Origin of the sequence: Pandoraea oxalativorans (assembly GCF_000972785.3) — a bacterium.
Classification (GTDB): Bacteria; Pseudomonadota; Gammaproteobacteria; order Burkholderiales; family Burkholderiaceae; genus Pandoraea; species Pandoraea oxalativorans.
The window spans coordinates 382,732-406,905 of sequence record NZ_CP011253.3 but is presented as its reverse complement, the minus strand read 5'-3'; the positions used below and the strand labels follow the sequence as shown (position 1 = coordinate 406,905).

At 65.4% G+C, this 24,174-nt stretch carries 26 protein-coding genes; 15 read left to right on the top strand and 11 right to left on the bottom strand.

Annotated elements, in window-relative coordinates; translation table 11 throughout:
• Nucleotides 1-227: 227 nt before the first annotated feature.
• From MB84_RS01840 to MB84_RS01830, 3 genes are all read right to left on the bottom strand, one after another.
• A complete protein-coding gene (locus tag MB84_RS01840; protein ID WP_046290532.1) occupies nucleotides 228-1,277 on the bottom strand; it encodes a porin in 1,050 nt (349 codons plus the stop codon).
• Nucleotides 1,278-1,778: 501 nt separating this feature from the next.
• Complete coding sequence (locus tag MB84_RS01835) at nucleotides 1,779-2,054, bottom strand: hypothetical protein (protein WP_046290531.1); 276 nt, start codon at nucleotides 2,052-2,054, stop codon at nucleotides 1,779-1,781.
• 372 nt (nucleotides 2,055-2,426) lie between these two features.
• Entirely contained in the window at nucleotides 2,427-2,915 is a 489-nt protein-coding gene (locus tag MB84_RS01830) for a hypothetical protein (RefSeq protein WP_211279335.1), read from the bottom strand.
• Nucleotides 2,916-3,585: 670 nt separating this feature from the next.
• Between MB84_RS01830 and MB84_RS01825 the strand changes: the two genes are divergently transcribed.
• From MB84_RS01825 to MB84_RS01810, 3 genes are all read left to right on the top strand, one after another.
• The gene (locus MB84_RS01825) at nucleotides 3,586-3,987 is read left to right on the top strand and encodes a hypothetical protein (protein ID WP_046290529.1); all 402 of its coding nucleotides are present in this window, start codon (nucleotides 3,586-3,588) and stop codon (nucleotides 3,985-3,987) included.
• A 208-nt stretch (nucleotides 3,988-4,195) separates the two neighbouring features.
• On the top strand, nucleotides 4,196-4,600 hold the full coding sequence (locus MB84_RS01820) for a hypothetical protein (protein WP_046290528.1): 405 nt from the start codon (nucleotides 4,196-4,198) through the stop codon (nucleotides 4,598-4,600).
• Nucleotides 4,601-4,800: 200 nt separating this feature from the next.
• Complete coding sequence (locus MB84_RS01810; protein WP_211279334.1) at nucleotides 4,801-5,331, top strand: hypothetical protein; 531 nt, start codon at nucleotides 4,801-4,803, stop codon at nucleotides 5,329-5,331.
• Between the two features lie 135 nt (nucleotides 5,332-5,466).
• On the opposite strand, the gene MB84_RS01805 is transcribed toward MB84_RS01810, so the two are convergent.
• Nucleotides 5,467-5,832, bottom strand: coding sequence for a hypothetical protein (locus MB84_RS01805; RefSeq protein ID WP_046290525.1), 366 nt, complete (start codon nucleotides 5,830-5,832; stop codon nucleotides 5,467-5,469).
• Here MB84_RS01805 and MB84_RS29740 point away from each other — a divergent pair.
• From MB84_RS29740 to MB84_RS01790, 4 genes are all read left to right on the top strand, one after another.
• On the top strand, nucleotides 5,831-6,064 hold the full coding sequence (locus MB84_RS29740; RefSeq protein ID WP_157122610.1) for a hypothetical protein: 234 nt from the start codon (nucleotides 5,831-5,833) through the stop codon (nucleotides 6,062-6,064). The two genes, MB84_RS01805 and MB84_RS29740, sit on opposite strands and share 2 nt — an antisense overlap.
• Complete coding sequence (locus tag MB84_RS01800; RefSeq protein WP_245725461.1) at nucleotides 6,061-7,695, top strand: TolC family protein; 1,635 nt, start codon at nucleotides 6,061-6,063, stop codon at nucleotides 7,693-7,695. Before MB84_RS29740 ends, MB84_RS01800 begins: the two co-directional genes overlap by 4 nt.
• Entirely contained in the window at nucleotides 7,692-9,038 is a 1,347-nt protein-coding gene (locus MB84_RS01795) for a multicopper oxidase family protein (RefSeq protein WP_046290524.1), read from the top strand. The genes MB84_RS01800 and MB84_RS01795 overlap by 4 nt, the downstream gene beginning before the upstream one ends.
• Before the next feature lie 113 nt (nucleotides 9,039-9,151).
• Nucleotides 9,152-9,577, top strand: coding sequence for a cupredoxin domain-containing protein (locus tag MB84_RS01790; protein ID WP_046293305.1), 426 nt, complete (start codon nucleotides 9,152-9,154; stop codon nucleotides 9,575-9,577).
• 59 nt (nucleotides 9,578-9,636) lie between these two features.
• Here MB84_RS01790 and MB84_RS01785 read toward each other — a convergent pair whose 3' ends face one another.
• Together MB84_RS01785 and MB84_RS01780 are read right to left on the bottom strand one after the other, a co-directional pair.
• Nucleotides 9,637-10,221 carry an IMPACT family protein gene (locus tag MB84_RS01785; protein WP_046290523.1) on the bottom strand — a complete coding sequence of 195 codons (585 nt, stop codon included), beginning with the start codon at nucleotides 10,219-10,221 and terminating at the stop codon, nucleotides 9,637-9,639.
• Between the two features lie 15 nt (nucleotides 10,222-10,236).
• Nucleotides 10,237-11,106 (bottom strand): PhzF family phenazine biosynthesis protein, encoded by an 870-nt coding sequence (locus tag MB84_RS01780; protein WP_046290522.1) that lies wholly within the window; start codon nucleotides 11,104-11,106, stop codon nucleotides 10,237-10,239.
• Between the two features lie 382 nt (nucleotides 11,107-11,488).
• Here MB84_RS01780 and MB84_RS01775 point away from each other — a divergent pair, with 382 nt between their 5' ends.
• Entirely contained in the window at nucleotides 11,489-12,208 is a 720-nt protein-coding gene (locus MB84_RS01775; protein WP_046290521.1) for a pirin family protein, read from the top strand.
• A gap of 186 nt (nucleotides 12,209-12,394) precedes the next feature.
• On the opposite strand, the gene MB84_RS01770 is transcribed toward MB84_RS01775, so the two are convergent.
• Nucleotides 12,395-12,889 (bottom strand): 6-carboxytetrahydropterin synthase, encoded by a 495-nt coding sequence (locus MB84_RS01770; protein WP_084009560.1) that lies wholly within the window; start codon nucleotides 12,887-12,889, stop codon nucleotides 12,395-12,397.
• Between the two features lie 4 nt (nucleotides 12,890-12,893).
• A complete protein-coding gene (locus MB84_RS01765) occupies nucleotides 12,894-14,150 on the bottom strand; it encodes a GTP-binding protein (protein WP_046290520.1) in 1,257 nt (418 codons plus the stop codon).
• Nucleotides 14,151-14,717: 567 nt separating this feature from the next.
• On the opposite strand from MB84_RS01765, the gene MB84_RS01760 reads away from it, so the two are divergent.
• From MB84_RS01760 to alkB, 5 genes are all read left to right on the top strand, one after another.
• Complete coding sequence (locus MB84_RS01760) at nucleotides 14,718-15,137, top strand: copper resistance CopC family protein (protein ID WP_084009981.1); 420 nt, start codon at nucleotides 14,718-14,720, stop codon at nucleotides 15,135-15,137.
• Nucleotides 15,137-16,126 carry a copper resistance D family protein gene (locus MB84_RS01755; protein ID WP_046290519.1) on the top strand — a complete coding sequence of 330 codons (990 nt, stop codon included), beginning with the start codon at nucleotides 15,137-15,139 and terminating at the stop codon, nucleotides 16,124-16,126. The genes MB84_RS01760 and MB84_RS01755 overlap by 1 nt, the downstream gene beginning before the upstream one ends.
• Nucleotides 16,127-16,223: 97 nt before the next feature.
• The gene (gene ada, locus MB84_RS01750) at nucleotides 16,224-17,486 is read left to right on the top strand and encodes a bifunctional DNA-binding transcriptional regulator/O6-methylguanine-DNA methyltransferase Ada (RefSeq protein WP_245725460.1); all 1,263 of its coding nucleotides are present in this window, start codon (nucleotides 16,224-16,226) and stop codon (nucleotides 17,484-17,486) included.
• On the top strand, nucleotides 17,483-18,214 hold the full coding sequence (locus MB84_RS01745; RefSeq protein WP_084009559.1) for a 2OG-Fe(II) oxygenase: 732 nt from the start codon (nucleotides 17,483-17,485) through the stop codon (nucleotides 18,212-18,214). Before ada ends, MB84_RS01745 begins: the two co-directional genes overlap by 4 nt.
• Nucleotides 18,215-18,239: 25 nt before the next feature.
• The gene (alkB, locus tag MB84_RS01740; protein ID WP_046290517.1) at nucleotides 18,240-18,899 is read left to right on the top strand and encodes a DNA oxidative demethylase AlkB; all 660 of its coding nucleotides are present in this window, start codon (nucleotides 18,240-18,242) and stop codon (nucleotides 18,897-18,899) included.
• Between the two features lie 45 nt (nucleotides 18,900-18,944).
• Here the strand turns inward: alkB and MB84_RS01735 are convergent, their stop codons facing one another.
• Both MB84_RS01735 and MB84_RS01730 read right to left on the bottom strand, forming a co-directional pair.
• Nucleotides 18,945-19,565, bottom strand: a complete 621-nt coding sequence (locus tag MB84_RS01735) for an NAD(P)-dependent oxidoreductase (RefSeq protein WP_046290516.1) — start codon at nucleotides 19,563-19,565, stop codon at nucleotides 18,945-18,947.
• A gap of 71 nt (nucleotides 19,566-19,636) precedes the next feature.
• The gene (locus tag MB84_RS01730; RefSeq protein ID WP_046290515.1) at nucleotides 19,637-20,380 is read right to left on the bottom strand and encodes a DsbA family protein; all 744 of its coding nucleotides are present in this window, start codon (nucleotides 20,378-20,380) and stop codon (nucleotides 19,637-19,639) included.
• A 155-nt stretch (nucleotides 20,381-20,535) separates the two neighbouring features.
• Between MB84_RS01730 and MB84_RS01725 the strand changes: the two genes are divergently transcribed.
• Both MB84_RS01725 and MB84_RS01720 read left to right on the top strand, forming a co-directional pair.
• Nucleotides 20,536-21,456, top strand: a complete 921-nt coding sequence (locus MB84_RS01725) for a LysR family transcriptional regulator (RefSeq protein WP_046290514.1) — start codon at nucleotides 20,536-20,538, stop codon at nucleotides 21,454-21,456.
• Between the two features lie 312 nt (nucleotides 21,457-21,768).
• Entirely contained in the window at nucleotides 21,769-23,481 is a 1,713-nt protein-coding gene (locus tag MB84_RS01720) for an acid phosphatase (RefSeq protein WP_046290513.1), read from the top strand.
• Between the two features lie 87 nt (nucleotides 23,482-23,568).
• Here MB84_RS01720 and MB84_RS01715 read toward each other — a convergent pair whose 3' ends face one another.
• The gene (locus MB84_RS01715) at nucleotides 23,569-24,024 is read right to left on the bottom strand and encodes a MarR family winged helix-turn-helix transcriptional regulator (RefSeq protein ID WP_046290512.1); all 456 of its coding nucleotides are present in this window, start codon (nucleotides 24,022-24,024) and stop codon (nucleotides 23,569-23,571) included.
• Nucleotides 24,025-24,174: the final 150 nt, after the last annotated feature.

The window sequence follows — 24,174 nt, the reverse complement described above, 5'->3', positions numbered from 1 at the left end:
TCCGTTTGTGCTTGAAAGGTGGCGGGGATACCGTCTTGCGCGGTGCACAAATCATAGCGCGGACCCGTCGAATCGGTGACACATGGAACCGCTGTGCGGAATGGCAGATGCGATGGGGCAAGGCGTCCCGCACAGCGCCGTCGCCCAAAGAAAAAGGGGCAGACCCCGCGGTCTGCCCCTTCGCCGATCCCACCGTCACGCGCATGGAATGCGCGCGCGCCGTGGCATCAGAACTTCATGCGAACGCCACCACCGAAGGTGTCGCCACCCGACATCGTGCTGACCTTGTCGTTCATGTACGCGGCGTAGATATCGGTGCGCTTCGACAGGTTGTAGTCGTAGCCCAGCGCCCACGTCTTGCGGTTGACGTTGCTCGCGCCCGAGCTCTTCGTGTACGCGTACGACGCGAGTACCTTGCCGTTGCCCAGCGGCACCGACACGCCGAGCTGGCCGCCGTTCTCCGACACGCCGCCGCCAGTGATGTTGTTGCGGATGTACTGGTACTGGCCGAAGAACTTCACGACTTGCAGATCGTACGTCGCGCCCAGTTGCAGCGCTTGCTGGCTGCGAAAGCCCGTGATACCGGCCATGTCGTCCGGCACCGAGTCGAACTTGACCTGCTGGTAAGCGACGGTCGCCGCGAACGGGCCGTTGAAGTACAGCGCAGAGGCGCTCCACTTGTTCTGACCGGTCTCGCCCGCCTTGTTGCCGAAGGCGTACGAGACAGCGCCCGTCAGCCCCTTGAAGTTCGGCGTGGTGTACATCACGGCGTTGCTCCAGCCGGAGTCGCCCACGACGCCCTGACCGGCCTGGCCGATGAAGGTGTGGAACACCATCGGGCTGAAGGTGTACGAATCGACGAACGGGTTGAACAGAATCGTCGAGACGAAGTACGACGTGGTCAGGCGACCGATCGTGACGGTACCGGCCGTGTCCGACTGCAAGCCGACGTAGGCGTTACGCGAGAACATCGAGTCGCCCTGGAAGCGGCCGTACTGACCGTTCTGCGGACGGAAGAAGTCTTCCAGCACGAAGACCGCCTTCAGGCCGCCGCCGAGGTCTTCATTACCCTTCATCCCCCAGTACGACGTCGACATGCCGCCGCCGCCCTGCGTCCATGCCCGGTCGCCGCCCGGGTTCTTGGCCGCGCCCACCCAGGCGTCGACCTGACCGTAAAGCGTGACGTTCGATTGTGCGAGTGCCGGTGCGCTCACCGCCCCCATGCACGCGCCCAGAACGAGTGCCCCACCCATGCCCTTGGCCATACTGCGCTTCATTGACTTCTCCTTGGTTTATGTATTTTGTGTGCCTGCTCGCGCCTTGCACGGGACCCTGCGGGCGCCCTTTCGAGAAGCGCCTCCCTGATAAACGGCCGTGATTCTCGCACAGCCCCGCCGCGCGCAGAAAGACCGGAACGGCAAGGAAAAATGCACCACACGAAGTGGCTGGGAAATGGTGGGGAGACAAAATTCGGACGGCCATCCGCGCCACAATTAACCCCGGTATAACGAAATCGATATAAGGCGTATATTTCGGGGTTAGCAACCGCTCACATTCGCGGCGAGATGCGCGAATCATGGACATCGCTCAAGGGCGACTCACGGATGTCTTTGAGGACCGAGGACCGCATCCAATGTTGCACATGTGCAACATTCGGTGCAGAACGGGCACAGCGATGGAGGGGGTTGCTGGATTGAGCGGTGAAACTGGCAAGACGTTCGGGGGGTGCCTCGTCGGCTGCGCGGGTGCGCGAGTGCGCCTCCTGGGGTGGGGGCGCCTTAGAAGCCGCGCCCCCGGCGTCCGCCGCCTTCATTGCCGCGCTGGCCGCGCGGTTCGCCTTGCGGCGTGTACTGACGCTCGCGGGGTTCGGCGGGCGACGCCCAGTTCGGGTAAGCCGCCTGTCCACGCCCCCGGTCCGCGTTGAAACGGCTGATGTCTTCGCGCAACGACGCCTTGTTCACGTCCAGCATTTCGCGCCCACGCCCGCCATCGGCCCAGGCAGGGTAGGCACACACCAGCAGTAACAGGAAACAACAGCGAAGTCGCGCAATCATTTGGGTTCAGCCACATCTCCCGACCGCTACGGTGGGGCCGGTTTCACGAGGTGCGTCCCGCATCGGCGGGTTGCCAATGCGCCATACATCTCATGAATGACTTTACCGGGACAGTCGAATGAGCGTCGACCGAAAAGATGTTAATACGCGATGCGGTCTGCAACCGTTTGTAACCAGAGGCAGATGCGATTCGGGCTTGCCGGATGGAGCAGCGAAAACCCATGCCCAGCGAGGCTGAGCGGGCGACGGCAGGTGCGCCGCACGACGCCACGGCGAGCGCCGTATCGCTACGTTTTGCGCCGGCTTTCCGCTATTTTGTCGCCACGCTGCCGTCGTGTCGCTGTCTGATGCACCGCACGACGGCGCGTCGGCTCACTGGTCGCCGATCTGCTTTTCTACCGACAGCGAGATCTCACGCATGCGGTCGCCGCGCGGCGTCACGAGATCCTGAGCGGTGATGGTGAAATTGACCGGGCGCGCGTACTTCCGGCTCGCGCTCTGCCATTCTGCGGGTAGCCCGGCCGGGTTCGTCGTGGTCGTGCGCATCGTCGTCACACCGCGCGTGCAGCGCGCCATGTCGGTCGCGAACTTCTGCGCCTGATTGCGCAAGTCCATCGGCGTGATCTTCTGGTAATCCCAGATGCACTCGTAGGTCGGGGCGAGTCCGGTCGCGCGGAACACCTTGCAATCGCCGCCAGGCACCGAATACGTCGCCTGATAGCTCTCGCCGCGCTCGTTTTTTGCCACCAGCGGGCCGGAGATGTCTTCAAAGCCGGTTTGTGCGCTCTTGGCCAGCATCAGAATGCCTTCGCACTGGTCGGCGGCAAAGGCCGACTGTGCAGCACACATGCATGCCAGCAAAGCCCATCGTTGAAAAGATTTCGTTGCCATTATTGGAATGTTTGACTGGGGTACGGCGCGTTAGCGGTGACCGGGGTCGTGCGGGCGCGGACCATTTTCGACATCGCATGGAATGGTGACATTAGAACGCAAAGTGCGCGCGGACGAAACCACGGTCACAAGGGAAAACTTGCGCCATTTCGAGTCCGGAAGTGCCTGATAGTTCGCATCGTGGGTTAACGGCGCGCTGATCCAAAAAGCCGATTGGCGGGCGGCGCACGCGACCTATACTCAAAGCGCAGTCAAACTGCATAGGCACGGCCGGGGACCGATGGTGGTCCGAAGCATGACGGTAGTGCCTCTCGGTGCCAAGTCTGCTTGGCCCATACCATGCCGCGCCGGTACACGCGGCTGGCGATGCCCCGACGGGGCCTCAACCGGCGGCTTAGCCCGCCGGTTTCCATTTGTGCGGCGCTTCCACGCCCTTGCGGCCGAGCCCCTGACGCGTCATTTCGGGCAACGTGGCAGAGGACACGACGTCGCCACGCCGATGCGTTGTCGACGCCCCGGGCCCTCATGCCGACGGACTAAGAGAAAGTGCGGATTTCGCCGCGCGTGCCGGTCTGCAACTATCGAATCACAAGACCAATATTTACCGGGCACTCACCTTCGGGAAGTCAACGGAGCGTTTGTGTACACCAATGGTTACGGCACGCCGCACCTGATCGACTTCGTTCGCGGTCATGGCGGCACGCTTGCGCACGTGCTGGGCGCGCTCGGTAAATTTCGCCACCGTCACGGCCACTGGCCGTCGCGTCTGTTTCTCTATCCCGAAACCCTTGCTGCGCTGGTGCAGGACCTCACGCCGCTCGGCTTCTACCGTGTTCAGCAGCGGCTCGACGTCATCGCCGATCTGGAGCGCGATCTGTTCTGCGGGGACGATTGCGGCAACGTCGCGATCTACCGGGTGCAGGTGCCTTCGGATCCGGCCGATGTCGACGCTGCGGCCATCTGGCTGGGTCTGATGCTCCCCGAGTCACCGCAAACGGACGATCGACCTCGTCCCTGCGCCACGCCCGCACCGCCGCGCTGACGACACCACTCGCGTTGTCGGCCGCTGTCACAGGAATATCGCGATTCGCGGCTAGTCTGGCCTGCCGCCGGTGACCGGATCACGACACCGGCGGGACGTCGGCCCGCTTTTTCAGCGTTTTTTCAGATGACTCAGACGATTTGACCGCGCAGAGCGCTAACCCTGCGCACCTCTGTGCCTCCGCACTCTTTTACGCCGGAGAGATGTCATGAACCGACTCGCGATCGTTCTGGATGGACTGATGCTGCTCTACCTGGCGGCGGCAACCGTTGTGGGCGTGCAATCGAGCGCCGCCGACGGGCACGAACTGCTCGCGAGCGTGCTGGGCGTGCTGCTCGCCCTCTGCGTGCTAGCCGTCATTGCGGCCCCGTTTTATGTCTCGCTGGTCGTGCTCGTCGCACAATCCGAGCGGCACCTGAAGCTCGCGGCATGGCTGCATCGTGTGCTGCTGACACTCATGGTCGCGCTCACGCTCGTCTCGCTGCTCGCGCGCGACACCATCGAGATCTCGGCGCCGCTGTTCGTACTCGTCGCAGTGGTCTGCGTTGTCAACCTCGTCGCGCTATCGAGACGACGTACGCACTTCGAGACGTTCCATCTGTTCGAGCATTAAGACGGACCGCGTGCGGCGAGTCTCGCTGGGGCCACCTGTGGCCGCAGTGTGGACGTTCTCGGTCTCGACGCCTGTCTCATTGTTCGCGTCGCTGAGGTCGCTGAGGTCGCTGAGGTCGCTGAGGTCGCTGAGGTCGTGGAGGTCGTGGAGGTCGTGGAGGTGGCTGAGGTCGCTAAGGTCGCGGAGGACGGATGCACACGATGGTGCGCCGCACGTCGATTTGCGGGCGGCGTGTGGGCGGTGCTAGACTGCGCGGCATGAATCGCTGGCGCAAACTCCTCGTGCTGTTGCTGTTGTGCGTAACCATGCCGCTCCAGGCCATGGTTGCGCTGCGCACGCATTGCGCGCCGGAATCGCCAGCGGCTTCGATGCAGCGCCCGTCCGTTGCGACAGTCGACGCCATGGCAAACATGGCGATGCATCACGCGACGATGTCCGGCGACACGGTGTCCGGTATGCACCATCACAGCGACGATAACGCAGCGACGGTCACGGCCAGCGACACGGGCAACGCCACGCATGCGTCATCGCCGACACCTCAGACATCGCACATTCAACACGCCAATTGCTCAGCCTGCGCGGCGTGCGTTGTCTGCACCGCTCTGCCGCAAAGCGTCGTGCTACGCGTGCCGGACGCGCAGCCGTCCGCCGCCATTCCGTTCCTTCGCACGTCGGCGGACAGCGCCATCGTCGCCGTCCTCGAACGTCCTCCCAAAGCCCTCGCCATCTGACGGTTTCGCATTGCGACCTGTGTCGCTGCGGCATTGCCTGATGCCCGCACGCCCCAGTCGATGCCCGCCGTCTCCGTTCCCCCGTCAGACTGATTTACGAACCGCGTCGTGACTGGCACGGCTACGTCCGCTGCGTCACTTCGTCACGTGCGTCGTGAATCGCTCTGCCCGATGAACGTGCGGTGCCATGCCGGGCGCGCAGCCTTCCAGTGCTCGCGTCACGTCGCCCGGCATCGCCAGATCGACGAGTTTTTCGATGACGTTTCTTTCCTTACGACGGCACGCCTGCTGTGTACCCGTCGCGCTATCGCTGTGGGGCGTGAGTTCGCTCCCCGCCGTGGCCGCTGAACCGGCGACAACAACAGTCGTCTCCGACGATCCCGCGTCTCCCGACGCCCCTGCCGGACCGCCACCCGCCGCCGTACTGAGCGACTTCGCCCGGCCCGCGCTGTCCGTCGCGACAAGCGACTGGCGCATGGTGAACGCCAGCGTTTCGAGCATGTCCGGGATGTCCGGTGCGGGTCATGACATGACGAGCCACAGCGGGCAGGCCACGCGTCCACCCGCCCAGACCGGCCACGCAGCGATGGGGCACGCCATGCCGACGGCCCCTTCGTCTGCGCCCGTGGCAACTGGCCACGAAAACATGGAACACGCCATGCCGATGACGTCGCCTCCCGGCGTGCCCGCCGATCCGCACGCCGGTCATGGCGCAAAGGGAGGGCTGCAATGACGAGCGCTCATTTGTCGCCCATGACAGCGGCGGTCTCCACGTCTCTCACACGCAACGCCACAGCATCCCGAGCGCATCGTCGCGTTGCCTATACGGCCCGTCGCGCACGTCGAACGCCGCTGGTTATCGCCGCGATTGCCACACTGGCACTGTCCGGTTGCGCAACGTTCAGCGACGACGGCGGCTTTGCGCCGGTCGCCGACGCCACACAGCAGCGCCTCGGGAAATCGGCCGTCTGGGCGCGCGACGACGCAGCTTCACAAGCGCTCGCCAAACAGCGCGACGACTTGCTGGCACGCCCGCTCGATATGGACACCGCCGTCCAGCTCACGCTGCTGAACCATCGCGGCTTGCAAGCGACGTACGCAGAACTCGGCATTGCCGAAGCCTCGCTCGTTCAGGCGGGACGTCTGCCCAATCCTCGCTTCACCTTTCAGCGCGTGCAAGGCGGTGGCGACGTCGGCATCGAACGCACGTGGGGTATCGACTTTGTCCGCGTCCTGACGATGCCGCTCGCGTCGCGCGTCGAAGCGCGCCGGTTTGCACAGGTGCAGGCGCAGGTCACACAAGCCATCGTCGCGCAGGCGACGCTCACGCGCCGCGCATGGATCGACGCCGTTGCGGCACAGGAACGCGTGCAGATCCTTGAGCAGACGAGCCTCGCCACGCAGGCCGCCAGCGAACTCGCCGACGGCATGGCGCGCGCAGGCAATTTCAGCGCCATGCGACGCACGCAGGAGAACCTCGTGTACGCCGATACGGCCGCGCGTCTCGCACGCGCCCGCGAGCAGGCGAGCGCGGCACGCGAACAGTTGGCACGGCAAATGGGCCTCTGGGGTCAGCAACTGAGCTTCACTTTGCCGCAACGTCTGCCCGCGTTACCGGCGACGCGCCCCGCTTCGGCCGACGCCGAAGCGCTGGCCATTCGCGAACGTGCCGACGTGCGTGCCGCACGCGCTGCGCTCGATGCCACCGCGAGCGACCTCGGCCTGACCCGCGTTACGCGCTTCGTCAACGTGCTGGACACGGCGTATCGCGACAACAGCGCCACCGGTTCAGCCAGCGAGCGCGGCTATGAAATCTCGCTGGAAGTGCCGCTATTCGACTGGGGCTCGACACGCATCGCCGGGGCCGAAGCGCGCTATCGCCAGAGCATCGACCATCTGGCCGACACGGCCGTTGCCGCACGCGCGGACGTTCGCACCCGTCGCGCGCAGACGCTCGCTGCGTGGGACATCGCCGAGCACTACCGCACGACCCTTCTGCCGATGCGTCAGCGCGTGTCCGACGAGTGGCTGCTGCGCTACAACGGCATGCTCGCCAGCGTCTTCGACTTGCTGACGGACGCGCGCGAGCAACGCGACACGGTCCTTGGCTACATCGACGCGACGTCCGATTACTGGCTGGCCGACGCAGCTTTTCGCGAGAGCCTTGGCGGCGGGATGCCCGAATCGTCGCTATCGCGCTCGCCGACAGAAGCCACCGCGCCAGTCGCCTCGCCCGCGTCTACTGCGCCATCCGCACCCGCCACACCGCCTGGCGCGCCGCCTGCCACATCGCCTGCCGCACCGCCTGCCACATCGCAGCCTGCTTCATCACATCAAGCTCAACGACACGGAGGTGGCGCATGACTTCGCGCCGACGATTCCTGCGTGACGCCAGCCTCGCCGTCGTGGGCGCGGCGGCTGTCGAACGCACCAGCCTCGCCGCGCTGCCGGACGCCGCCAGTCGCAGCGACGCCAGCACCGCCAAACCGCTCGCCCCGCCCAACGGACGCCCCTACCGCCCTGTCGCCACGCTCAACGGCTGGACGCTCCCGTGGCGCATGCGCAACGGCGTCAAGGAATTCCATCTGGTCGCCGAACCCGTAGTGCGTGAAATCGCACCGGGCATGCAGGCCAATCTCTGGGGTTACAACGGTCAGAGTCCGGGCCCGACCATCGAGGTCGTCGAGGGTGACCGCGTTCGTCTGTACGTGACGAACCGGCTGCCGGAGGCCACGAGCGTGCACTGGCACGGCCAGCGTCTGCCCAACGGCATGGACGGCGTGGCCGGTCTCAACCAGCGCGCCATCGCACCGGGCCAGACCTACGTCTACGAGTTCGAGGCGAAGCGCCCCGGCACCTTCATGTACCACCCGCACGCCGACGAGATGATGCAGATGGCCATGGGCCTCATGGGCTTCTGGGTCACGCATCCGAAAGACCCGTCGTTCATGCCGGTCGATCGCGACTATGTGTTCCTCATCAACGCCTACGCCATCGACCCGGGTACGCGCACGCCGCGTGTGAACGAGATGACGGACTTCAATCTCTGGACGTGGAACAGCCGTGCGTTTCCGGGCATCGATCCGCTGGTGGCGCGTCAGGGCGACCGGGTGCGTATCCGCATCGGCAACCTCACGATGACGAATCACCCGATTCATCTGCACGGTCACGAGTTCAAGGTTACCGGCACCGACGGCGGCTGGGTGCCTCCCACCGCGCAATGGCCGGAAGTCACCACCGACGTGGCCGTCGGACAGATGCGCGCCATCGAGTTCGACGCCACCGAGCCAGGCGACTGGGCCTTGCACTGTCACAAGTCGCACCACACGATGAACCCGATGGGCCACGACGTGCCGACCATGCTCGGCGTGAATCAGCGCGAGATCGCGAAAAAGATCACCCGCATCATTCCCGACTACATGGCGATGGGCGAAACCGGCGCATCGATGAACGGCATGGAAATGCCGATTCCCGAAAACACGCTGCCGATGATGACGGGCACCGGCCCCTACGGCCCCATCGAAATGGGCGGCATGTTCACCACCCTCAAAGTGCGGCAAGACCTGCCGCGCGACAGCTATCGCGATCCCGGCTGGTATCGCGCGCCACGAGGCACCGTCGCGAGTCCCTGGCAAGGCAGCACTTCAGCGTTACCCTCTACCCATCGCCCGCCCGCAAGCGCGGGCAAAACCGGAGTCAAATCATGACGCGTCCGCACTTCCCTTTGCACCTCCCTTTGCACATCGCATCGCTGTTCAACCGCTCGGTTGCCGCCCCCCTCATCCTTGGCGCCACCACGCTCTTACTCAGCCTGCCTGTGATGGCCGACGACCCGCACGCCATGCATATGCAGCACGGCCACAGCAGCGAGGCGGCGGCCATCGGCGAGCCCGGCAACGACGCGCAGGCGACCCGCACGGTGGATGTCGACATGCGCGACACCATGCGCTTCTCACCGGCCACGCTGACCGTGAAGCGTGGCGACACGGTGCGCTTCGTCGTCACGAACAACGGCAAGATCCGTCACGAACTGACGCTGGGCACGGCGGCGTCGCTCGCAGAGCACGCAAAGATGATGCAACAGATGCCGGGCATGACCCACGCCGAGCCGAACGCGGTGACGGTCGAGCCCGGTCAGCGCAAGACGCTGGTGTGGCACTTCACGCAAGCCGGAACGGTGGATTTCGCCTGCCTTGAGCCGGGGCACTTCGAAGCGGGCATGCGAGGGGTTGTGAACGTTCGCTAATGCACGATGTGCACGACGAGGCGACGGCGAGCGATCGCCAGTGATGGCGACCCGCCCCGTCAGTCGTCGCTTCGCACGAGGCCGCCGCTGAGCGCTTCGGTGGCGTCGGCCTCGAACGCTTCGACGTCGCGCACCTTGAGCCGCAGGCGCAGGGTGACGGCGTCATCGTAAGCCGCGTCGAGCACCTCTGCGGCGTGACGTTCCGCTATTCGGCGCAGCGTCGCCTCGTGGGCAAACGAACAGCGGTAACGGGCTTCGACTGTCGGTTCGACGGCAGTGAGCGTTGCGAGCTTCAGCGCTTCGCTCACCGCCTGTCCGTACGCGCGCGTCAGCCCGCCTGCGCCCAGCTTGATCCCGCCGTAGTAGCGCACCACCACCGCGAACACGTTCGCCAGTCCCTTGTGCATGAGGACGTTGTACATCGGCTTGGCGGCGGTGCCTCCCGGCTCGCCGTCGTCGTCGAATCCCGACGCCCCCTCGCACAACAGCACCCAGCAGTAATGCGTGGCGCTCGGATAGCGCACCCGCAGTGCATCCAGCGCGCGCATGGCCGCCTCGCGCGACGTCACAGGCATGACGATGCCGATAAAGCGGCTCTTTCTAATTTCCAGCTCGGTCTCTACCGGTGCTGCCAAAGCGTACATACGGCGGTCGTCCCTTTACAGCGTGACCTCGCCACGGGCGATTTCAATGACGTTGCCACCGACACGGATCTCGCGATCTGCCGTGACTTCGAGCGTCAGGCGGCACACACGCTCGATGGCGTCGCCCTGCGACACGCGCGCACGCACGGGCAACGGATAACCCTGCCCGATCAGCCAGCCGCCCAGATTGGCGCATGCCGAACCCGTGCCCGGATCCTCGCTGACACCGCCACCCTGCGTGGTGAAGAAGTAGCGTGCCGTGACCTGCAACTCGTTGCCTTGACGGTCGTCGATGGAGAACACATAACCGGTCTTGCGCTCGAGGCTCGAGAGCGGCCAACGCTCGAGCTTGGCGCTATCGGGCTGGGCGCGTGCAACGGCGTCGGCATCGCGCACCGGAATCAGCAACTGATCGGCTCCGGTATCGACCCACTGCGGCGATTGCGCCAGATCGTCACGGCTCAGGCGCACGAGCGCTGCGATATCCGAATCCGCTTCGGTGGCTTTCTGGATCTTCGGCTCGCCCGACGACGGTGCGGTTAGCGTCCAGTGGTCGCCCTGCGCCTGCACGGGCACCAGACCAGCGGCGAACTGTAGCGTGACGTGATCGCCCAGGCCGCGCAGGGAACGCAGCACGTGCGCGGTACCGAGCGTCGGATGGCCCGCAAAACGCATTTCGTAGCCGGGGGTGAAGATGCGCACATGCGCGTCGGCCGCCTCCGAGGGAAGAATGAATGTCGTCTCGGACAGGTTGAACTGACGGGCCAGCAATCGCATCTCGTCGTCGCTCATGCCGCGAGCGTCTTCGAACACGCACAGCGGATTACCGCCGAACGTGGTTTCGGCGAAGACATTGACGATACGGAATGCGTAACTGCGGCTCATGGCGATGCTCCAGTAAGAGGTGGATCGTGACGGAATCGAACATTTGCACGGCCGCCCATGCCTCGTGAGCGCGGGGTGCCGCCGGTTGGCCGGTCGTCCGGCCTTTCAAAAGAAGGCTCGTAGTCTCGCACATCGCGCCGCCGCACGGGCGTCCCGTGCGGCGCTCAAGTCCACTTTCGGTGTTTTGTACCCCCTGCGTTCGGAATCGTCCGATGTCCGGGCGGAAAACGACACGCCTGATCGGCTGCCCCCAATTGACAACCATATTGAGACAATGATTCTCAAATCAGACGGATTGTGGTTCTCGCGGGGGACTCTAAAATGTCATTCATCGAGGCCAACACAGCCTCCTAACTTAACGAAGAAGTGACAGGAGCCCATCATGCTGGACATCAGAAAAGCTGCAGACCGAGGCGTTGCCAACCATGGCTGGCTGAACTCGCACCACACGTTCTCGTTTGCGAATTACTACGATCCGAAGCAAGTCGGCTTCTCCGACCTGCTGGTGATCAACGACGACCGCGTGGCGCCGGCACAGGGCTTCGGCAAGCACCCGCACCGCGACATGGAGATCTTTTCGTACGTGCTCGAAGGCGCGCTCGAACACAAGGACACCATGGGTACGGGTTCCGTGATCGAGCCGGGCGACGTGCAACTGATGAGCGCGGGACGTGGCGTGGCGCACAGCGAGTTCAACCACTCGAAGACCGATTCGGTGCACTTCCTGCAGATCTGGATCGTGCCGAACCAGACGGGCATCGCACCGGAGTATCAGCAACAACGCTTCACGGCGGAAGAAAAGCGCGGCCAGTTGCGCAAAATCATCTCGCCGGACGGCAGCGACAACTCGCTGCACATCCATCAGGATGCGCGCGTGTACGCCGGGCTGTTCGACGGTGACGAATCCGCCACGCTGACGCTCGCGCCGAACCGCTACGCCTACGTGCACGTTGCACGCGGCAGCGTGAGCGTCAACGGTGTGGCGCTGGGTGAAGGGGATGGTGTGCGCGTGCGCGACGAGACGGCACTCACGTTGTCCGGTGGCAACGACGCCGAAGTGCTTGTGTTCGACCTGCGCCCGGTGGAAACGCCTGATTTCTAAGGCCCGGACCGCGCTGGTCGCTCAGGTCGGCAACAGTGGTCGTGGCGTACGGGCAGCTTCCCGCCGTGCGCCACACCCCGGGCACCGCCTTCCTTCGGTGTCCACGCGGCCGGTACCTCACGGTGCCGGCCGCATCTCTTTTTTAGTATCGACGCACGCGAATGTGCGTCGACGAGCACCCGCGCTTCATGCCTCGCGCATGGAGAGCGAGCAGGCGTCCCCGCGCGCATCGCGACTGACGGTGACGCGCGATAGCCCCACGAGATGCGGCGCGAGTGCCCGCCAGATAAACGCGCAGAGATTCTCCAACGTTGCGGGACCGAGTCCGGCGACATCGTCCAGCAGACGGTGATCGAGCCGCTCGCTCACGCGCGTGAGGGCAGCGTCGAGCTGCGCCAGATCGAGCACCATGCCCGACTCGCCCATCGGCGCGCCGGTCACTTCCACCGTTGCACGGTAGCTGTGGCCGTGGATGCGACGACTCGCGTCCATGCTCGGCGGATCGATGTCGCGGCGGTTCAGCGTGTGCGCCGCTTCGAACACAAAGCTGCGCGACAACGTGAACTGGGCGCGCGTCTCGGTGGTGGCATGCGTATGCGCACCCCGCGCTGACTGTTCAGGCGTTCGCGTGAGCGCGCGCCCACGCGCCGCGACGGGCTTGCCCGCGTGGGTACGACTCATGCGCTCACGCCTCGTCGGCCATTTCCAGCGGCAGCGCGTGTTCGTCGTCGCGCCACGCTTGGTCGCCCTGCGCGAGTTCGACGGCGCTCAGGCGGCAATCCCGGAAAGCCTTTTCAATGGCGTCGCGGTCCAGAACGCGCCCGATGACCACCACTTCGTTGATGCGGTCGCCCCACGGCGCTTCCCAGTTCGATTCGATGACCGTGCGTTGCGGATCGCCCACGGGCGGCCACAAATCCGGATCGGCCGCCGCCCACCACTGGCCGACCGACTCCAGCGTCGCCGTATTGCCCGCGCGCGAATACGCAAGCGCCCATGCCGGACGGTTGGCCGCCCAGACGTAGCCCTTCGCGCGAATCAGCCCGTCGAACGGCATCGACATGAACGCCGCGAAACGTGCCGGATGCATCGGCTCGCGCTGACGCAGTACGAAGCTCGTCACGCCGTAGGTATCCGCTTCGGAATCGTGTTCGCCGACGAGCGCTTGCGTCCAACCGGCCATCTGCTCCGCACGCACGGGGTCGAACAGGCCCGTGCCCAGCACTTCGTCGAGCGGCACCTGACCGCGCTCGCCCAGCACGATTTTGGCCGACGGATTGAGGCCGGTGATGAGAGCCTTCACGGCATCGAGTTGCAACGCGTCGACGCAATCGACCTTGCTCACCACAACCACGTCGGCGAACTCGATCTGCTCGGTCAGCAGCTCTGCGAGACGGCGCTCGTCCTCGTCGCCCGCGACTTCGCCGCGTTGCGCCAGCGTGTCCAGCCCGTTGAAGTCCTTCAGGACATGCAGGGCGTCGACGACAGTCACCATCGTGTCCAGACGCGCAATGTCGGCAAGCGATTGCCCCGCTTCGTCACGGAATTCGAACGTGGCGGCGACCGGCATCGGCTCGGCAATGCCCGTCGACTCGATCAGCAGATAGTCGAAGCGACCGTCCTGGGCAAGTTCGCGCACGGCAATCAGCAAGTCCTCGCGCAACGTGCAGCAGATACAACCGTTGCTCATCTCCACGAGGCGCTCTTCCGTACGGGACAGGGCGGCCCCGGCGTTGCTCGCGCCACGCTCGACGAACGACGCGTCGATGTTGACTTCGCTCATGTCGTTGACGAGGACCGCCACGCGCAGGCCGTCGCGATTGCGCAGCACATGGTTGAGCAGCGTGGTTTTACCTGCGCCGAGGAATCCGGAAAGGACCGTGACGGGCAGACGGCGATCGGTCGCGACGGTAGCGCCGACTTGGGAGAGAGGGTGAATCATGACAACAAAGTCCTGTGGTCTTATGGGGCAGGCGTTCGCCCGAAGGATGCGCGCCGACGTCGCCCCACTGGAGGCGGGTGCCGCCGCAACGGTGCCTGGGTTGACCGGTACGGCGAAGCATGACGCCGCTGGCGCGCGCCGTCGGGGGGACCGACGCAGCGTCACGCTTTTCGCAGGCGCGTCAGCGCGCATTCTTGGCGATGCCAGCCATTCACCGGACATCGCGTGGCCATCTCGGCAGCCCAACAAATGCAACCGAGTTGCAATATGGCGCGATGATACGGCGACTCTTTTGATTTTGCAACTCAGTTGCACATAACCCACGGATTTCCGTCCGGGCGCCCGACAGCGCCCCCTCCTTGGTAAGGGCGCGACACGATGCCGCGCAAGGCGTCCGGCGACGGAACCGGCGGGTCGCTGCGTCTGTCTGCAAGGTCTGCGATACTGCGCGAGCGGCGCGCTACGCGCGTCATGGCCACCGACGGTTGGCGCGCGCAGTTCGATCATCCTCGCGCGCCCCCGCTGCCCGGCGGCCGCTTTGCTCCCGTCTCTTTAGCCAAATTCGATATGCGCACTTCCAAAATCGCTTCCTCCGCTGCTCAGGCCCGTCGCGCGACCGGCGCGCTGCGGCGCGCCACGCAGGGTCTCACCGCTGCGGCCGTCATCGGGCTGGCCAGCCTGTCGCAGGGAGCCTGGGCGCACGCGCACATCGCGTCGAGCGAACCTGCCGCGCAGGCTACCGTCGAGGCGCCGAAGTCGGTACGCGTGACGTTCGACTCGGCGCTCGAAGGCGCGCTCTCGAAGCTCACCGTCGTCGACGCCAAGGGCAAGGCCGTCACGCAGGCCAAGCCCGAACTCGATGCCGCCCGCAAGACCCTCACGCTCGCCGTCCCGACACTCGCCGCCGGGGAATATCAGGCGAACTGGGTGGCCGTAGCGAGCGACGGTCATCGCACCCAAGGCAGCTTCAAGTTCACCGTGAAGTGATGCCGGCAGATCTGGCCGCCGGCACCTGGCAGCCCGCCACGGCGGGCTTGCTGAATCTCGCGCTGGCGCTGGCCCTCGGCGTGTTGCTGCTGCGCAGCCCGCACGCGGTACGCAGTGGCCTCACGCGGCGCGTGCTACCGGGGTTCGCGGCCGGGTTGTCCGTGCTCGCGTGGATCGCCTATGTGCTCGCAAGCACCGAGGCGATGACGGGCGGCGACTGGGACGATTCGTCGGCGATGTTCAGCGACGTGTGGGTCGTACTCACGCAGACGCATTTCGGTCGCGCGCAGTGGGTGGCCGGGCTCGGTGCAGCGCTGCTGTGCGCGGGCGCGTGGGCATGGTACGAAGCGCGGCGGCGTCTGCGCGCCGTCATGCCGATTGCCGACGATCCGCGCGACCGGCATCACCGGCGCGAGCATCTTCAGGAACGTTATGGCCGGTGGGTCTATGCCGCCGGTACCGTGATTCTTGCGCTGGCGCGCGCGAGCACGGGACACGCCGCAGATGCGTCGATGCCGTGGCTCGCCATCGGCGTGCATACGCTGCACGTGGCGGCAGCCGCATCGTGGACGGGCGTGGTGCTGATAGCCGGATGCGTGATCCCGGGCTGGCGTCACTGGCCCGTCGGCGCGCGTGCCGCCTACGGCGAACGGTTGTCGTCGGTCGCCACACTGGCGATGCTCGTCGCCCTCGTCACCGGCGCGTTCAACGCGTGGCGCACACTCGGTGAGAATGCGTCGCTCTGGTTCAGCGCGCAGAATGCCCCTTATCTGGCATGGCTGATCACGAAGTTAGTCCTCGTCGCATGTGCGGCGTTGCTGGGCGCGTGGAACCGCTGGCACTTTCTGCCGCGTCTGGCGCTCGACACCGGCGACACGACGCTTGATACGAGCGCTTTCGCACGCGTCGTCGCCATCGAAGCCCTCGTGCTGGTGATGGTGATGAGTTTCGCCGCGAAGCTCGGCACCACCATGCCGCCGGGCGTCTGACGAAGGACCTCGAATTCGATAGCAAGAAACGGAGCGCAGCATCGCGACCGTCTCCCTAGACTGAAAGCCAGTCATCAGCCCTCGGGAGATCCTTGCGATGCACTTCTATCCTATGACCGCCAAACGTCCGTCACCCAAGCACCGCGACCCGCACGACAACGATGCCTCGCACCGCATCTCGTCGGATATGGCGAATGCGTCGGATACGTCGCATACGTCGCATACGTCCGATACGTCGGATTCGCGCACGGGTCCGCAGACGTCCCGCTACGCCACCGACGACGCCAAATGGGCCGCCGTCGTGGCGCGCGACAAACAGGCAGACGGCGAATTCTTCTACTCCGTGCGCACGACCGGCGTGTTTTGCCGTCCCTCGTGCGGCGCGCGGCTCGCTCGCCGCGAGAACGTCGCTTTCCACACCGATCGAGCGGCGGCCGAGCGTGCAGGCTTTCGTCCGTGCAAACGCTGCAAGCCCGATCAGGGCGCGCTCGACGCGCGTCATGCGGCGCTGGTGACGGCCGCATGCCGCCGCATCGAAGCGGCCGACGTGCCGCCGTCGCTCGAAACGCTCGCCACCGAAGCCGGACTCAGCCCGCACTACTTTCATCGGCTCTTTCGCGCGGTGACGGGAGTCACGCCACGTGGCTATGCGAACGCCCGCCGCGCCGAGCGCGTGCGCGATGCGTTACCCGAGGCGGACAGCGTGACGTCGGCGTTCTACGACGCTGGCTTTAACTCCAACGGCCGTTTCTACGCCAGCGCCGACGCCCTGCTCGGCATGAAACCTGCGGCCTTCCGCGCAGGCGGCAACGCGGAGTCGATCCGCTTCGCCGTCGCGCAGTGCTCACTCGGGGCACTGCTCGTGGCGGCGACTTCGCGCGGTCTGTGCGCGATTTCGCTGGGCGACGACCCCGACGCGTTCGTACGCGAATTGCAGGATCGCTTCCCCAAAGCGGAACTCGTCGGCGCGGATGCCGAATTCGAGCGCTGGGTCGCGCAGGTCGTCGGCTTCGTCGAATCGCCGCACATCGGTCTGTCGTTGCCGCTCGACGTGCGCGGCACTGCGTTCCAGCAACGTGTGTGGCAAGCCTTGCGCGACGTACCTGCCGGTGAGACCGCGAGCTACGCCCAGATCGCCGAGCGCATCGGCTCGCCGCGTGCCGTGCGCGCCGTGGCGCAGGCGTGTGCGTCCAACACGCTCGCCGTGGCGATTCCGTGTCACCGGATCGTGCGCAACGATGGCGCGCTGTCGGGCTACCGCTGGGGCGTGGAGCGCAAACGCGCGTTACTCGTGCACGAGCATGGGGAACGTGGCGACCGACACGACAGCGACAATCGTTGCGCCAAGGTGAAGCTGTGAGCGCTCGCATCACGTCGCTCGACTGGGCCGCGCTGGAAGACGAACTGAACGATTTCGGCGCGGCGCGCATGCCGAATCTGCTGGGTGCCGACGAGTGCGCAGCGCTGCGCGAAATGTACGGAGAGACGAACGGACGCACCGGCACTACACCGACGTCCGAACGCTTTCGCAGCCGGATCGTGATGGCGCGCCACGGCTTCGGGCAAGGCGAGTATCAGTACTTCGCCTACCCGCTGCCGTCGCTCGTCGCCGAATTGCGCGAAGCGTTCTACGCGCCGCTGCGCGACATTGCGCACCGCTGGTACAAGGCCATGGGCATCGACACGCGCTATCCGCCGACGCATCGCGCCTACCTCGCGCAATGCCACGACGCCGGTCAGCGGCGCCCGACACCCTTGCTTTTGCGTTACGAAGCAGGCGACTACAATTGCCTGCATCAGGATCTCTATGGGGAGCATGTCTTCCCGTTGCAGGTGGCGATTCTGCTGTCGCAGCCCGGCGAGGACTTTACCGGTGGCGAGTTCGTGCTGACGGAGCAACGTCCGCGCATGCAGTCGCGTGCGGAAGTGGTGCCGCTTACGCGTGGCGACGCGGTGGTCTTCGCCGTGCATCACCGGCCGGTAAACGGCACACGGGGCGTGTACCGCGTGAACATGCGGCACGGCGTGAGCCGCGTGCGCAGCGGCCATCGCCTCACGCTCGGCGTGATCCTGCACGACGCCACCTGACACCTTCAGGCCCCATGATATCGCCATGACGCTCGACCTCTTCGGCAACGATGCCGACGACGACACCGCCCCCGTCCCGCATACCGACACGCTCGGTCCGGGCGCGTTCGTGCTGCGCGGCTTCGCGCGTTCGCGTCTCGCGGCGCTGCAAGCGGATATCGATGCGGTGATTGCGCAGGCCCCGTTGCGTCACTGGCTGACGCCGGGCGGCAAGCGGATGTCGGTCGCCATGACCAATTGCGGCGACGTGGGATGGATCAGCGACAAGATGGGCTATCGATACGGCACGCACGATCCGCTCTCGAAACAGCCGTGGCCTGCGATGCCAGCTTCGTTCGTCGCACTCGCAAGCGACGCGTCCGAGGCCGCCGGATATCGCAACTTCTCGCCCGACGCGTGCCTGATCAACCGCTATACGCTCGACGCGCGACTGACGTTGCATCAGGATCGCGACGAACGGGAGTTGGGCGCGCCTATCGTGTCCGTCTCGCTGGGCCTGCCCGCTGTCTTTCTGTGGGGCGGCCTGCAACGAGGCGACCGCACGCGGCGCGTGCGGCTGGAGCCGGGCGACGTCGTCGTCTGGGGAGGGCCCTCGCGACTCGTCTATCACGGCATTGCGAGCGTCGAAGGTAGCTTCGACGCCCAGGCCGTGCGTGACAACCTCACATTCCGGCAGGCGCGCTGATCGACGTGATTGCCACGCGCTTGAGCGTCACCTGCCTCCCGCGTCTCAGTAGCCGACAGTGAAACGGGCGCGCGGGTGCTGGTTCTTCTCCAACTCGTCGACCAGCGCAATGGCGTAGTCTTCCATCGAGATCCAGCTCTTGCCGTTCGCGTCGACGAGCAGGCCATCGCCACCGATGCGGAACTTGCCCGTGCGCTCGCCCGGCTCGAACAGTGCCGACGGCGACAGGAACGTCCAATTCAGCGACGAATCCTTCGGCTCGGTGCGCAGCACTTTCAGGAATACGCCACCGGCACTCGCTTCGGGCTTGTAGGCGTCCGGGAATTCCGGCGTGTCGATGAGCGCCTTGCCCGGCGCGATCTCGAGACTGCCCGCACCGCCGACCACCAGCAGGCGCGGTACGCCGGCACGCTTCACGGCGTCGACGAGTTTAGCGGCGTCCATCGAGACAAAGCGACCGGCGCTAATCACGGCGTCGTGACCGGCCAGCAGCGGCGCGAGCGACGACGGATCGGACGCGTCGCCCTTGACCACGGTGAGACCGTTCTCCGCTTCGACGCGCTCCGGACTCCGGGCGATGCCCGTGACCGTGTGACCACGTTGCAGCAGTTCTTCGGCAACGCGCGTTCCGACGCGGCCCGTAATACCAATCAGTGCGACTTTCATCAGGAGGCTCCTGTGGATGAGGGGGATGACTTGCGGGTGAAATTCAGGCGACGAGTGAGGCTCAATGAAACTCAGATCGCGCAGCCGTCGGGGCCGCACCGGGGTAATGCGCCAGCGTCGCCCGCGTCGCCAACTGCGGTGGGCTGCGCCGCCAGCAGGCGCTCGCGAAGCGCATCGCGCCACGCGTCCGGCTGACCGAGATAGCGACCGGGTTCGAGCCGTTCCAGTTGGCCTTCGATCTCCAGCGCGAACGTCGGGAAGCCGCTACCGCCCATGCGCGTGAGCCACGTGCGGCTATCGCGGAAGTGCTGCATGAGCGCGTTGGGGTCCTGTGCGTCGAATGCTTTGCCGAAAGCGTCTCGGTCCAGTCCGAGGTCCGCCGCGAGATCGATCAGCACGTCGCGATCGGCGATGCGTTTGCCGTCGACGTAGTGCGCGCGCTGCACGGCGGCGAACATGTCGAGGCCGCGTCCCGCCAGCGCTTCGGCCGCCAGCACTGCCGCCGTGGGCGGTGCGGAATCGAACACGGCGGTGCGATCACGAAGCAGGCCTTCGAAATAAGCGTCGCCGAACGGCTGGCCGGTCAGCGCTGCGATCCGGTGATCGTGCGGCATGACGTAGTTGCGCAACTGCGGCGTGACGGGTTGGGCATTCGGGCCCGCCATCATGCCGCCGCCGTGAAATGCGACGTCGAGACCCGCCACGTCGCGCGCGGCACGCACGAGGGGTGCTGCGGCGTAGCACCAGCCGCACAGCGGGTCGGCGATGTAATGCAGCGTGGCTTGATGAGCGCTTTGCGGTGTGGCTGACGTCATGGCGGGGTTCCTGTGTGTTGCAGCGCGCCGTCCGGGACCATTGCAAGCCCCAGAGAGGAAGATCGTGCGCTTTCCATGATTGCCATCGTAGTCGCGCCACTCGCGCAAAAAAAGCCCATAATATCGATCACTTTGTTGCATCGATCGAGCAAATCATGGACCGTCTGACGGCGATGCGGGTCTTTACGGAAGTGGCCGAGCGCGGCTCGCTGACGGCGGCGGCCCAGCGGCTCGATATGTCGCGGGCGATGGTCTCGCGCTATCTCGCGGAACTCGAAGCGTGGCTCGGCACCCGCCTGCTGCATCGGACAACCCGCGCGGTGAGCCTCACCGACGCCGGTAACGACGCCCTGCCGCGCTGTCGCGAAATGCTCGGCATCGCCGACGATCTGGCGTGCGCCTCGAACGCCGACAGCACGCCGCGCGGCTTGTTGCGCGTCGCGTGCAGCACGTCACTCGGGCAGGCGTTTCTGGCCGCAGCGGTCACGCGCTTCATCGTGAAGCACCCGGGCGTAGCGATCGATCTCGTGGTCGCGGACCGCACCGTCGATCTGGTCGACGAGCGCATCGACCTCGCCATTCGCGTGACGACCGAGCCGTCGCCGGGCCTCATCGCCCGCAAGCTTGCGACGTGCCATTCCGTCGTTTGCGCAGCACCGTCCTATCTGCAACGTCATGGCACGCCGAAGCGCGCCGAAGACCTCGCGCTTCACAACTGTCTCACGTACACCTACTTCGGCAAGAGCCTCTGGCAATTCACGCACGACGGCGTGCCGCTCGGCGTACCCGTGGGCGGCAATCTGTCGGCTAACGAAGTGAACGTGGTGTTCGCCGCAACGCTCGCCAGCGCAGGCATCTCGATGCAGCCGGTCTACTCGACGCTGCCGCACCTGCGCGACGGTTCGCTCGTCGCACTGCTGCCCGACTACGTGCCGCGCGAAATGACCGTCTATGGCGTGTACATCTCGCGCAAGCAGATGCCCAGCGCCCTGCGCGCGCTGCTCGACGATCTGGTGGAGCAATTCCAGACCGGACTCTTTCAGGACACGGGCTATCCGGGACGTCGGACCGTCTAGTCGATCCGGACGCGGCGCTTTTTGCGCGTCGTCACGCTCGTCGTCAAGTTAAGGTTCAGCGCGTCGCTCATCCGCCGAACCGGCGCGATCCGCAAGCGCACCGGCCTCAGCCTGTTTCACACTGCGTGACGCATCGACGATGTCACTGAAATGTCACATTCCCCGCGTAAAAACGTCGCTTGCCTCGCCCGCCCGGGCAAGCCGACACGTTAAGGTTCCGTAGCTTCCTGCGGGTCCTGCCCGTCAGTCCTTGCCGACCGGTTGCGGGCGCTCACGCGCGCCCCACTGCCCGACACGTCAAACAAGGACATCATGACGCACGACACTACGCCCCAGCCGCACGATCCGGCGCTCGACGCCGACCTCTCGCACGACGACGATCCGACGAATCCGCAACGTCGCCGCATTTTGCAAGGTCTGGCCGCCATCGGCGCCGCCGGTGCCGCAGGCGCTTCGCTGAGTGGCTGCGCAACCGAAGGCGGCGCCGGTGCACCGACTGCCGTCGCTGCGGGCGGCACGTTCGATGCCCAGCTCAAGGCCAATGTGAAGACGGTCGTCGTGATCTATCTCGAGAACCGCAGCTTCAACAATCTGTTCGCCGACTTCCCCGGTATCGAGAAGCCGCTGTCGAAGGTGACCGCATCGAGCTACACGCAGCTCGATCGCGACGGCAAGACGCCGATGTCGCTGCTCCCGCCGGTGTTCGACGGTCTGGTGCCGCGCGCGCAGATGATCGGCGGCAAGAAGTACCACATCACCGAGAAGGACATTGCGCGCCAGCCGAACGCACCGTTCATGCTCAAGGACGCCGAAGGCAAGCTGCTGCCGGAGTCGGTCATCACCCGCGATCTGTGGCACCTGTTCTGGCAGAACCAGATGCAGATCAACGACGGCGCGAACAACCAGTTCGCCGCGTGGGCAGACTCAGGCGGTCTGGTGATGGGTTACTACGGCGACACGGCCAGGACGCTCGACCTGTACAAGATCGCGCAGCAGTACACGATGTGCGACAACTTCTTCATGGCGGCCTTCGGTGGCTCGTTCCTGAATCACCAGTTCCTCGTGACGGCGCGTCCGCCGATGTATCCGAACGCCGCGCAGAGCCCGGCCAGGGACAAGATCGCCGTGCTGGCCGACGGCCCGCAGGGTGTGCGTCTCGCGGTTGCGCCCGACTCGCCCGCCTCGGCTGCCGACGGCAAGCCGAAGTTCGTGCGCGACGGTGCGATCACGCCGGACAACTTCGCCGTGAACACGATGATGCCCGCGTATCAGCCGTCGCCGATCAAACCGGCCGCCTCGGGCGACAAGCGTCTGGCCGATCCGTCGAACCCGGCCACGCTGCCGCCGCAGAACTACGCCACCATCGGCGACCTGCTGTCGACGAAGGGCGTGTCCTGGGCGTGGTATGCGGGTGCATGGCAATCGGCGCTCGATCACAAGGGCGGCGCGGACAAGCCGAACTTCCAGTACCACCATCAGCCGTTCAACTACTTCGCCCAGTTCGCACCGGGCACGGCGGCACGCGAGGAACACCTGCGCGATGGCGGCGAGGGCGACAGCCCGATCTCGAACAAATTCATCGCCGACGCGATTGCAGGCAAACTGCCCGCCGTCACGTTCTACAAGCCGCAGGGCAACCTGAATCAGCACGCGGGCTATTCGGACGTGGAGTCTGGCGACCAGCACGTGGCGAACGTGCTTGCGCATCTGATGAAGTCGCCGCAGTGGAACAACATGGTGGTCGTGATCACGTATGACGAGAACGGCGGCTGGTGGGATCACGTGGCGCCGCCGAAGGGCGACCGCTGGGGTCCGGGTTCGCGCATTCCGGCCATCGTGGTGTCGCCGTTCGCCAAGCGCGGCACTGTCGATCACACGTTCTACGACACCACGTCGATCCTGCGATTCGTCACACGTCTGCACGACCTGCCGACGCTCGAAGGCATCGCGTATCGCAACGCCGCCTTCGCGGCACGCGGCACGAACCCGCCGGGCGACCTGACGAAGACGCTGAACTTTGCGTAATCGAGTCAGCCGTCAGCGATAAAAAAGGGCACCTTCGGGTGCCCTACTTCATGGTGTCGACGCGCGCGGCGCGGTAGTGATGCCGACTCACTCCAACTCATCGAGCTCGTCCGAGCGCAGCAGCAGTTTGTCCAGCAGACGCTCGTACACGCGCATCTCGTCGTCGCTCAGTGCTTCGAACAGTCGTTCGTAATGCGTGCGTGCGGCGTCGATCACCACGCGCCAGACACGCTCGCCCTCCGGCGTGAGCGTCACTTTGACGGCACGGCCGTCATGCTCGTCCGGGGCACGGCGCACCAGCCCGCGCGTGACCAGCCCGTCCGCCCCACGGCTCGCCTGACTCTTGTCCAGATTCGCCCGGCGCGCCAGCTCCGAGTTCGACAATGCCCCGGCCGTGCCCACCGCCGCCAGCACGCGCGATTCCGCCAGACTCAACTGCGCACCGTCCGCGTACGACTGCGCGACGCGCCTGTCGTGCTGCTTCATCAGGCGGTGCATCTTGTACGTCAGAAACCGGTCGAGCGATTTGTGGGATGGCCGCATTTCAGTGTTTTCCCCTAGACGAAATGGGTCGATATTTGGTTGCGAACGCAACATTAGCACACTAGAATTGTTGCGTTAGCAACTAAATGCTCGATGACGTTCTTCGTCATTCGCGCGCAATGGCTGCGCTGCCTCCCCCGCTGACACGAG

Coding starts and splice junctions, on each gene's coding strand:
- MB84_RS29740 (WP_157122610.1), top strand. CDS start 5,831: ATGTCCGGGATGTCCGGTGCGGGTCATGACATGACGAGCCACAGCGGG.
- MB84_RS01810 (WP_211279334.1), top strand. CDS start 4,801: ATGGTGCGCCGCACGTCGATTTGCGGGCGGCGTGTGGGCGGTGCTAGA.
- MB84_RS01775 (WP_046290521.1), top strand. CDS start 11,489: ATGCTGGACATCAGAAAAGCTGCAGACCGAGGCGTTGCCAACCATGGC.
- MB84_RS01765 (WP_046290520.1), bottom strand. CDS start 14,150: ATGATTCACCCTCTCTCCCAAGTCGGCGCTACCGTCGCGACCGATCGC.
- alkB (WP_046290517.1), top strand. CDS start 18,240: ATGACGCTCGACCTCTTCGGCAACGATGCCGACGACGACACCGCCCCC.
- MB84_RS01790 (WP_046293305.1), top strand. CDS start 9,152: ATGGCCGACGACCCGCACGCCATGCATATGCAGCACGGCCACAGCAGC.
- MB84_RS01785 (WP_046290523.1), bottom strand. CDS start 10,221: ATGTACGCTTTGGCAGCACCGGTAGAGACCGAGCTGGAAATTAGAAAG.
- MB84_RS01835 (WP_046290531.1), bottom strand. CDS start 2,054: ATGATTGCGCGACTTCGCTGTTGTTTCCTGTTACTGCTGGTGTGTGCC.
- MB84_RS01720 (WP_046290513.1), top strand. CDS start 21,769: ATGACGCACGACACTACGCCCCAGCCGCACGATCCGGCGCTCGACGCC.
- MB84_RS01820 (WP_046290528.1), top strand. CDS start 4,196: ATGAACCGACTCGCGATCGTTCTGGATGGACTGATGCTGCTCTACCTG.
- MB84_RS01795 (WP_046290524.1), top strand. CDS start 7,692: ATGACTTCGCGCCGACGATTCCTGCGTGACGCCAGCCTCGCCGTCGTG.
- MB84_RS01725 (WP_046290514.1), top strand. CDS start 20,536: ATGGACCGTCTGACGGCGATGCGGGTCTTTACGGAAGTGGCCGAGCGC.
- MB84_RS01715 (WP_046290512.1), bottom strand. CDS start 24,024: ATGCGGCCATCCCACAAATCGCTCGACCGGTTTCTGACGTACAAGATG.
- ada (WP_245725460.1), top strand. CDS start 16,224: ATGCACTTCTATCCTATGACCGCCAAACGTCCGTCACCCAAGCACCGC.
- MB84_RS01770 (WP_084009560.1), bottom strand. CDS start 12,889: ATGAGTCGTACCCACGCGGGCAAGCCCGTCGCGGCGCGTGGGCGCGCG.
- MB84_RS01735 (WP_046290516.1), bottom strand. CDS start 19,565: ATGAAAGTCGCACTGATTGGTATTACGGGCCGCGTCGGAACGCGCGTT.
- MB84_RS01730 (WP_046290515.1), bottom strand. CDS start 20,380: ATGACGTCAGCCACACCGCAAAGCGCTCATCAAGCCACGCTGCATTAC.
- MB84_RS01840 (WP_046290532.1), bottom strand. CDS start 1,277: ATGAAGCGCAGTATGGCCAAGGGCATGGGTGGGGCACTCGTTCTGGGC.
- MB84_RS01755 (WP_046290519.1), top strand. CDS start 15,137: ATGCCGGCAGATCTGGCCGCCGGCACCTGGCAGCCCGCCACGGCGGGC.
- MB84_RS01800 (WP_245725461.1), top strand. CDS start 6,061: ATGACGAGCGCTCATTTGTCGCCCATGACAGCGGCGGTCTCCACGTCT.
- MB84_RS01760 (WP_084009981.1), top strand. CDS start 14,718: ATGCGCACTTCCAAAATCGCTTCCTCCGCTGCTCAGGCCCGTCGCGCG.
- MB84_RS01805 (WP_046290525.1), bottom strand. CDS start 5,832: ATGCTCGAAACGCTGGCGTTCACCATGCGCCAGTCGCTTGTCGCGACG.
- MB84_RS01780 (WP_046290522.1), bottom strand. CDS start 11,106: ATGAGCCGCAGTTACGCATTCCGTATCGTCAATGTCTTCGCCGAAACC.